Annotated in this window: 3 tRNA genes; all 3 read left to right on the top strand. The window is 46.5% G+C overall.

From position 1 onward, the window contains the following. Nucleotides 1-120: 120 nt before the first annotated feature. The 3 genes from ACXAGV_RS19025 to ACXAGV_RS19015 all read left to right on the top strand — a co-directional run bounded on the left by ACXAGV_RS19025 (nt 121) and on the right by ACXAGV_RS19015 (nt 530). A tRNA-Pro gene (locus ACXAGV_RS19025) sits at nt 121-197 on the top strand. 165 nt (nt 198-362) lie between these two features. Continuing rightward, nucleotides 363-438, top strand: a tRNA-His gene (locus tag ACXAGV_RS19020). Nucleotides 439-445: 7 nt separating this feature from the next. Beyond that, nucleotides 446-530, top strand: a tRNA-Leu gene (locus ACXAGV_RS19015). Nucleotides 531-536: the final 6 nt, after the last annotated feature.

The raw sequence follows: 536 nt of genomic DNA, 5'->3' as shown, positions 1-536 counted from the left end.
TGGTGGAATTGGTAGACACGCTGGATTTAGGTTCCAGTGCTTCACGGCGTGAGAGTTCAAGTCTCTCCTTCCGCACCATATTTTCAAGCTTTTTTAAAAGCTTACCTTAAGCATTCCTGTCGGTGAGTGGCGCAGCTTGGTAGCGCACTTGTTTTGGGTACAAGGGGTCGCAGGTTCAAATCCTGTCTCACCGACCATTTATGCTTATTTGACTTAGCAAAAATTCATAGCTCAGCGAGTAAATCAAAGAGTGCTGAATTAAAGTCAAACCAGACTATCGAGCAGTAAAGTAACATCCTGACAGTTCGATAGATGTTTACGTGTTTATCAATTCACACGTAGACAAACACAGGATTACTGTGGTGGGCGTAGCTCAGTTGGTAGAGCCCCGGATTGTGATTCCGGTTGTCGTGGGTTCAAGTCCCATCGTCCACCCCACTTTTTCGCGGAAGTGGTGGAATTGGTAGACACGCTGGATTTAGGTTCCAGTGCTTCACGGCGTGAGAGTTCAAGTCTCTCCTTCCGCACCATATTTT

The sequence above is a fragment of the Alteromonas sp. ABH4_453 genome, assembly GCF_056160665.1.
This window is presented reverse-complemented; position numbering and strand designations above follow the sequence as displayed.